Raw genomic sequence first — 6,275 nt, 5'->3', positions numbered from 1 at the left:
AGTGGCTGAGTGGCTTCACCGCCTGGCGACGTTCGGCCTGCTGCGCCCGCTGTTCTTTCGCCTCCTGGCGCTGGCGCTTAACCTCCTTGCGCTGCGCATCCTCCCGGGCTTTTCTGGTCTGTTCTTTGCTGTATGCGCTGGCGCACTCGTAACCGCACACGGTTTGCGTATCGCGCGTCGGGTGGAACCACTGGCGGCATGCTTTGTTGGCGCACTTACGGCGCGGTAGCTTAGCCATGCTCACCCCCACGCCTTGTTTTGCCAGACACGGCTCGGGCGCGGCGCTTTGTCGCCTTCCGGCAGCTGCGCGCTGATGGTCCAGGTGATGTTGTCGCAATTCAGGCTGCGCTCGACTTTGACGCCGCGGCGCTGGTAGTTAGCCACCAGCTCGTCGGCCTGCTCGGTGGTGCATTCGGTGTGATGGAACCAGCTGTATTTCATCGGTATCATCCCCCAAAGCTCATCAGCTGCGCAGCGGCGTTCTCAGCCTCATCCTGCGTACGGAATGGCTTGGACAATATCCAGTGCCAGAGGACATCAAGCGCGGCCTTGTAGAGCTGCTGGAACTCGATTTCGCCCATATTCGCGAAGGAGATGCTACGGGGGTGTTTGCGGAGTGAACCGTCAGGCAGTTTGATGGTGTCGTAATGCCCGGCTTCGATGATGACCCAGGCCCGGTACGCTTCGTATGATTTGCAGAGGCTGATGCCGTTTGTGACGCGTCGCCCAGCTACCTGCTCGAGGTAATGCTCAGCGGCGTCCTGCAGGGCGTTTGCGCTGCCGCCGTACGTCGACAGGAAATTAGCGAACCCGGTCACCAGTTTGCGCTCGTTGGACGAGATAGCGCCGCCGGTAGGTTCCCAGTATTCGAAGCCGAGGTTAAGCAGCGCGAAGAAGCGTCGATGGAAGGCCGGGTTACGAACCCGCTTGAACTCGGCCACTAACACATCGCCGAGCTTGAATTTGGATTGCAGTAATTCTCTGGTCTCTGGCGTCGCGGAGATCAGGATTCCTGGGGACTGCTTGATTAGCTGTAGTTCGTGCGCCATGGGGTTCTCCGTGGCGCATAAGGCTGTCAGTTGTTCAGGCTGACACTGACATTATGTACAGGTGATAATGGAAAATCAATGTAAAAACCCGCCGAGGCGGGTTTCCATAATTCGGGAATAAATGCGAATCAGAGAACTGGGGTTCTTCATAACCCATCATTGATGCATAACGGAAGCATTATAAGAATTTTTTGGCTGCATCTAAAATTTCCTGAGTACTCAGTTCTCTGTCTGAAGCCACATGCACAACCCCATGGTCACCTGTCAGGGAAGGGAAATTTGCCGACATAATTTGAAGAAAAGTCTCCTCACCATTTGGGTATTCTTGTCGTATAGACGTAATGCCATCAACGATGGAGATCACTTTGCATGGTTGGAAGTTAAAAAAAACGATAACACTTTTCATTTAGCACCATGACTCAATTGGTTATTTTCCTAACGACAGTCATGTCAATGACAGGAGTAGGAAATCAATAAAGACTTTACTCGACTAGTCTAAGGATTTTACCTTTGATGCTTACCGACTCATTAAAAACCATTGTTGTTTTACAAAAAATACACTTTGCACCAAATGGATTTTTTTCTGAAACATCAAAGATTGACGTTCGATATTGAGACCCATGACAACATGGGCATCTGAAATGAATATTTAATCTGATAAAATATACCTCTTAATGACAGCTGGTTTGTTCGCCTTCAGAAAGCCGCATTATTTTACATTGTAATATTCGTGCAAAATTCTAAAAAACATAAGCAACTATCTTAATAACCGTGTATGGTGGCACTCCCGTAAATCAGGAGATGCCTATGTCCGGACGTAAAAACTCGCAACAAAACCGAAATTACCTAATCAAGTGCTTATGCCCAAATTGTTCAAAAAACTCAGAGCATAGTTTCATAAGAGTACAGAAAGGCTCTCAATTAGTCTGTCCATATTGCAACACGTTGTTCAAGTCCTCACAACACTTCTAAAAAACAACCATTGCCAAATAGTGTCGTTTGCTTATTCTAACTAACTCATTTGGCAAAAAGTTGTGTGCCATAAAGTTGAAGTGATGCTTTTGGAGGCAGCCTAGCCTCTTACGCACTTTATTATTTTACAAGCAGTTAGCTTCTGCTTTTAGACTCTTCATGCAGCAAGCCTGCACTTCATCACATCGGTCAGCACACTCATACAAATGTAAAAATGCACTGACCTGATGTTTCGAGTGTGCATCTGATGCGCACCTAAGGCAGGCCTGACCACTCAGGAATGAACCATCATCGTTATCGCAGGCCTGTATATGTTTATTTATCGCAAAGAATTACACCGGCTGCAGCCGGGCCCTTATCTCCGCGTTGAATCGCAAACTCAACCTTTTGCCCTTCAAACAATGTTTTTAAATTATCACCATGAAAGGCAGAGAAATGGACGAACACATCTTTACTTCCATCAATCGGAGAGATAAAGCCGAATCCTTTATCTTCGTTGTACCACTTAACCAAACCTTTTATTCTTGAAGACATACTAGCTCCTTTTGAGTATTTTAATCTAAGAATTATAATAAACGCATAGTATTGTACGTTGGACTCAAAGAGAGGAGATATCAGCGATAGAGCCTGGCTATGAGGACTGCTCGATAAAATGTCTTACGTTACGTTTGTATTTCAAACTTACCGTCTCATTAATGCATTTCCATCACTGATAAGCAAATTTTATTTTAGCCATCCAGGAGTCCTTATCAAAATAAAGCAGTATAATTAGCTTTTTATTTTTTACGTGTATACTTTGCCTCGTATTTTTAACAAGGAATCTATTTGTCTCGTAAAATGACAGGAATTGTAAAAAGCTTTGACTCTATCAGTGGCAAAGGTTTCATTACCCCATCAGACGGTCGTAAAGACGTTCTACTTCATATTTCAGCAGTTTATCACACTAAATCCGAGCACTTAAGACCAGGACTCCGTGTCGAGTTTTGTCGAATCAACAGTCTTAACGGGCCTGTCGCCGCGAATATTTACCTTTCCTGACCATTCCTTGGTTTGGTTTATGTGTAGCAATTCAACATCAGTCTGCAGTTTTCTCTCTTTTCCCTCATCTCGTAAGGGGACCTGTAACCATCTACCTAGGGCACTTCCCCACTTTCAAATCTCCCGGCATTTGCTTTTTCTGATTAAAGCACATGCTTTCTATGCCGCTTCCTCTGTGCTTTGTATTTTTCAGCTGGTGTTATTTCTTCATGTGGTATAAAAATCCCCTCATGGTTGAGGGGATTATAGGTCAGGCTGCAATTTGTTTCGACTGGCACAGCTCCGGCAGATTAGCCCTCACCAGCGCCTCAGCGAACGGCGGCGGCACAGCATTGCCGCAGCGCGCAACCTGCTTGTCCTTCGCGTACTTTTTACCGCTATAGTCCTGGTCGATGATGTACCACTCCGGAAAGCCCTGCGCCCGGTACAGTTCATGCGGTTGCAGCATGCGCATTCCGATATCAACGATGCGGTAAGTGATGCCGTCAACCGTGACCAGACCGTCGCAATCCTCGCCGCAGTATTCCCGCAGGAACGCCAGCGTTTGCTGCGCGCGGTGCTCGTCATACCCATCAGCTGCCAGCGTGGTTTTCACCTCGCCAACGTGCTGGCCACCAGCGGTGACCGTCGGCATAGGTTCGTTTGTGCGCTGCCCGTCTCGGCATGTTCCGCGTAGCTTCACCAGATGCGAGGCAACAACAGCATGGTGATCGATGGTAGTGACCGAGTGCGCCGGTTCATCCAGGCTGACGCCCGGCCCGGTATAATTCCCGCCGTAATGCTTCGCCAAAAACGCGCTCACCGTTGCAAACTTATTGCCCCCGGCTGTTACGGTGCCTAGCGGGTTGTCCAGTTGCAAAACTCGCGGTTCCTGTCCTGGGCGTTCGCCGTACCCCATCTGAATCAGAGTAGGCGTCACCAACTGCGATTTACCGCCGCCACCAGCCGTGATGGTAGCGCTTGGCTCGTCAGCCCGGTGGCCGATGCTGGCGCCGAACTGCCGGGCAATAACCGGCGTGACCAGACAGGCGCGGGATTGCTTGAGAATGGTATGCGCAGGTTTATTCAGTGGGCGCGGTTTCGCCTGGTACTCACTGCCGCCGTTGCCAGCCATGAACGGTGTTAGCGCCGCCTCCACCACGCCGAGTGCATGCCCATTCCCGCCAGGGCGTTTCGATGTGCCAGCGGTCACCGTTGGTACAGGCTCGGTAACTCGCTGCCCTGTTGCGCCAGTGCGGAATTTCGTCAGGTGCGGAACAGCAACCGCATAGCCGTGTGTTTTGGTTATTGTCTGCAGCGGCTCCGCCAGCGCCTGCCCACGGAAACAGTCGTAGCTCGTTTTAGTGCTGGTGTGGTTGCACTTCACGATAAACGGCGTCGGACAATCGATGACAAAGCGCTGGATGCCGCGCGCGATGCGCTTCAGCGTATTCTCTGCCAGAGACTTTTTGCGGTCGAATATGCTCGGGGCCGGAATTGACCAGTCGATGCATTCTGCCGCGGTGCGCCACTGAGCCAGCTTGCCTGTAAGAACTGCCGCCGACTTTGGATCTCCGTGTGTAGCTTCAGGCCAAACAATCGGCCTCCCGTCCCGGCGCATGACCATGAAGAACCGTTTACGGATGGTCGGTGCGCCATAGTCACACGCCCGCAGCTCATGGTGATCAACGGCATATCCCAGCCCGTCAACCAGCTGCTGCGCCAGCTCGCCATCGGCGGCAATGCCCAGGAACTCGCAGCACTCCACCAGCGCCGGATGCCCAGCGGGGATCCCGCCGGACAGCATACCGCAGAACGCCTCGAAGGTTTCACCAGCGCGCTCCGGGTCCGGTCGCATTTCAGCCGCCAGCAGCGGCCCCCACGTTTTGAACTCCTCCACGTTCTCCAGCATCATGACGCGTGGACGCACAGCCAGCGCCCAGCGAATAACGATCCACGCCAGACCGCGAATCTCTTTCTCCACTGGCTTCGAGCCTTTGGCCTTCGAGAAGTGGCGGCAGTCCGGGGAGAACCACGCCAGCCCCACCGGGCGGCCAGCGGTCGCGACAGTAGGATTGACGTCAAACACTGATTCGCAGTAGTGCAGCGTATCAGGGTGATTTGTGGTGTGCATCGCTATAGCGTTCGGGTCGTGGTTGATCGCAATATCCACGCTTCGCTTGGTTGCCATTTCAATGCCAGTGGATGCCCCGCCGCCACCTGCAAAATTATCAACAATGATTTCAGAATGAATCACGCGTATTTCTCCATAGCAGTGGCCAGCGAACGCGCCGCGGCGATGATTGACGGTATCGGCATTTTTTCCAGCCACATACGATTGATATGGTGCTGCAGGCGGCGCTGGTGATGCGCCGGGAGTTCCCCGGCGACTTCAACCTGAGATAAGACCATACCCACTTCGGCAGGCCAGACGGTTTCAGGTACTTCCACCAGCAGCAGACCTTCCAGCTCAATGACGCGTTTACAGGCGTACTCGAGTAATGGATCCACTATTTCACCTCAGACGATTTATCAGCATCGGCTTTACGACGCTCCAGAAGCTCGTCTATCGCTTTTATCGCATCGGCGGTGACATAGTCCTGGGTGCTGCCGTTTTTGTACGTGAGCGTGCGCTGTAGCGTGTCACGTACCAGGATAAGCCGCTCATCTGTCAGTCGGTCATTTGCTGGATGGTTGGCTGGGTCTGTTAAGTTGAATGTCATGCTGCATTTCCCTCTGGCTTGTTGACTATTACGCCGTCATAAACCTCTTTCAGGTGACCGCGCAAATCCATGCGCCGGAGCGCGCTAAACATGTAGTCGCATTCGGCCTGCTTGTTGGCCTGAAATGGCTTGCTGTCCCGATTAACCCACAACCCGTTACCGGGCCAGCCATGCACCTTCTTAACCCTACCTTTGACGACGTGAAGCAATCCCCATCCCGGCGGTAAGTCCTCAACGTTCACAATCCCTGGTTCACTAATCATAAAACGCCAATCACCCATGCCTTTCTCGGGATTAATCCGGAAAGGTTTCTTACGGTCAGCTAACAGGTCAGAGCGAGAGCATTTAGCCTCTATCAGGCAGCTAGCGCCGTTGCGAAAACCGATAGCATCAGCCTGTTCGCCGTAGGGTGTCCATGCACGGAACCGGTCATGGAAAGCGACTTTGAAGCCGTTATTTTGCAGGAACCGGCATGCGATCAGGCAAAGCTCGTCGTGCGTTACAGGCAATAAGC

General features: G+C 51.6%; 12 protein-coding genes. 2 read left to right on the top strand and 10 right to left on the bottom strand.

Going from position 1 to position 6,275, the window contains the following annotated elements; genetic code table 11:
* The 5 genes from GKAS_RS23830 to ymcF all read right to left on the bottom strand — a co-directional run.
* Positions 1–238 (bottom strand): recombination protein NinG (locus tag GKAS_RS23830; RefSeq protein WP_210436379.1); only part of this gene is annotated, 238 nt, incomplete at its 3' end.
* 2 nt (positions 239–240) lie between these two features.
* Positions 241–447, bottom strand: a complete 207-nt coding sequence (locus tag GKAS_RS09720; RefSeq protein WP_374043984.1) for a hypothetical protein — start codon at positions 445–447, stop codon at positions 241–243.
* The gene (locus tag GKAS_RS09715; RefSeq protein WP_035893865.1) at positions 447–1,049 is read right to left on the bottom strand and encodes a DUF1367 family protein; all 603 of its coding nucleotides are present in this window, start codon (positions 1,047–1,049) and stop codon (positions 447–449) included. The genes GKAS_RS09720 and GKAS_RS09715 overlap by 1 nt, the downstream gene beginning before the upstream one ends.
* A gap of 178 nt (positions 1,050–1,227) precedes the next feature.
* Positions 1,228–1,455, bottom strand: a complete 228-nt coding sequence (locus GKAS_RS09710) for a hypothetical protein (RefSeq protein WP_035893863.1) — start codon at positions 1,453–1,455, stop codon at positions 1,228–1,230.
* Positions 1,456–1,531: 76 nt separating this feature from the next.
* A complete protein-coding gene (gene ymcF, locus GKAS_RS25265; protein WP_227675179.1) occupies positions 1,532–1,708 on the bottom strand; it encodes a cold shock small protein YmcF in 177 nt (58 codons plus the stop codon).
* Between the two features lie 142 nt (positions 1,709–1,850).
* Between ymcF and GKAS_RS25260 the strand changes: the two genes are divergently transcribed.
* Entirely contained in the window at positions 1,851–2,021 is a 171-nt protein-coding gene (locus tag GKAS_RS25260) for a YnfU family zinc-binding protein (RefSeq protein ID WP_345703621.1), read from the top strand.
* Positions 2,022–2,336: 315 nt separating this feature from the next.
* Here the strand turns inward: GKAS_RS25260 and GKAS_RS09705 are convergent, their stop codons facing one another.
* Positions 2,337–2,555, bottom strand: coding sequence for a cold shock domain-containing protein (locus GKAS_RS09705; protein ID WP_035893861.1), 219 nt, complete (start codon positions 2,553–2,555; stop codon positions 2,337–2,339).
* A gap of 291 nt (positions 2,556–2,846) precedes the next feature.
* On the opposite strand from GKAS_RS09705, the gene cspF reads away from it, so the two are divergent.
* Entirely contained in the window at positions 2,847–3,059 is a 213-nt protein-coding gene (cspF, locus tag GKAS_RS23825) for a cold shock-like protein CspF (RefSeq protein ID WP_072011377.1), read from the top strand.
* A 250-nt stretch (positions 3,060–3,309) separates the two neighbouring features.
* Here the strand turns inward: cspF and GKAS_RS09700 are convergent, their stop codons facing one another.
* The 4 genes from GKAS_RS09700 to GKAS_RS09685 form a co-directional block, all read right to left on the bottom strand.
* On the bottom strand, positions 3,310–5,229 hold the full coding sequence (locus tag GKAS_RS09700; protein WP_051910748.1) for a DNA cytosine methyltransferase: 1,920 nt from the start codon (positions 5,227–5,229) through the stop codon (positions 3,310–3,312).
* 62 nt (positions 5,230–5,291) lie between these two features.
* The gene (locus GKAS_RS09695; protein ID WP_035893859.1) at positions 5,292–5,549 is read right to left on the bottom strand and encodes a hypothetical protein; all 258 of its coding nucleotides are present in this window, start codon (positions 5,547–5,549) and stop codon (positions 5,292–5,294) included.
* Positions 5,549–5,761, bottom strand: a complete 213-nt coding sequence (locus GKAS_RS09690; RefSeq protein WP_035893857.1) for a hypothetical protein — start codon at positions 5,759–5,761, stop codon at positions 5,549–5,551. The genes GKAS_RS09695 and GKAS_RS09690 overlap by 1 nt, the downstream gene beginning before the upstream one ends.
* Positions 5,758–6,270: a hypothetical protein gene (locus tag GKAS_RS09685; protein WP_035893873.1), complete on the bottom strand. Its 513-nt coding sequence runs from the start codon at positions 6,268–6,270 to the stop codon at positions 5,758–5,760. The genes GKAS_RS09690 and GKAS_RS09685 overlap by 4 nt, the downstream gene beginning before the upstream one ends.
* Positions 6,271–6,275: the final 5 nt, after the last annotated feature.

The organism is Kluyvera ascorbata ATCC 33433 (assembly GCF_000735365.1).
Lineage (GTDB): Bacteria > Pseudomonadota > Gammaproteobacteria > Enterobacterales > Enterobacteriaceae > Kluyvera > Kluyvera ascorbata.
This window is presented reverse-complemented; position numbering and strand designations above follow the sequence as displayed.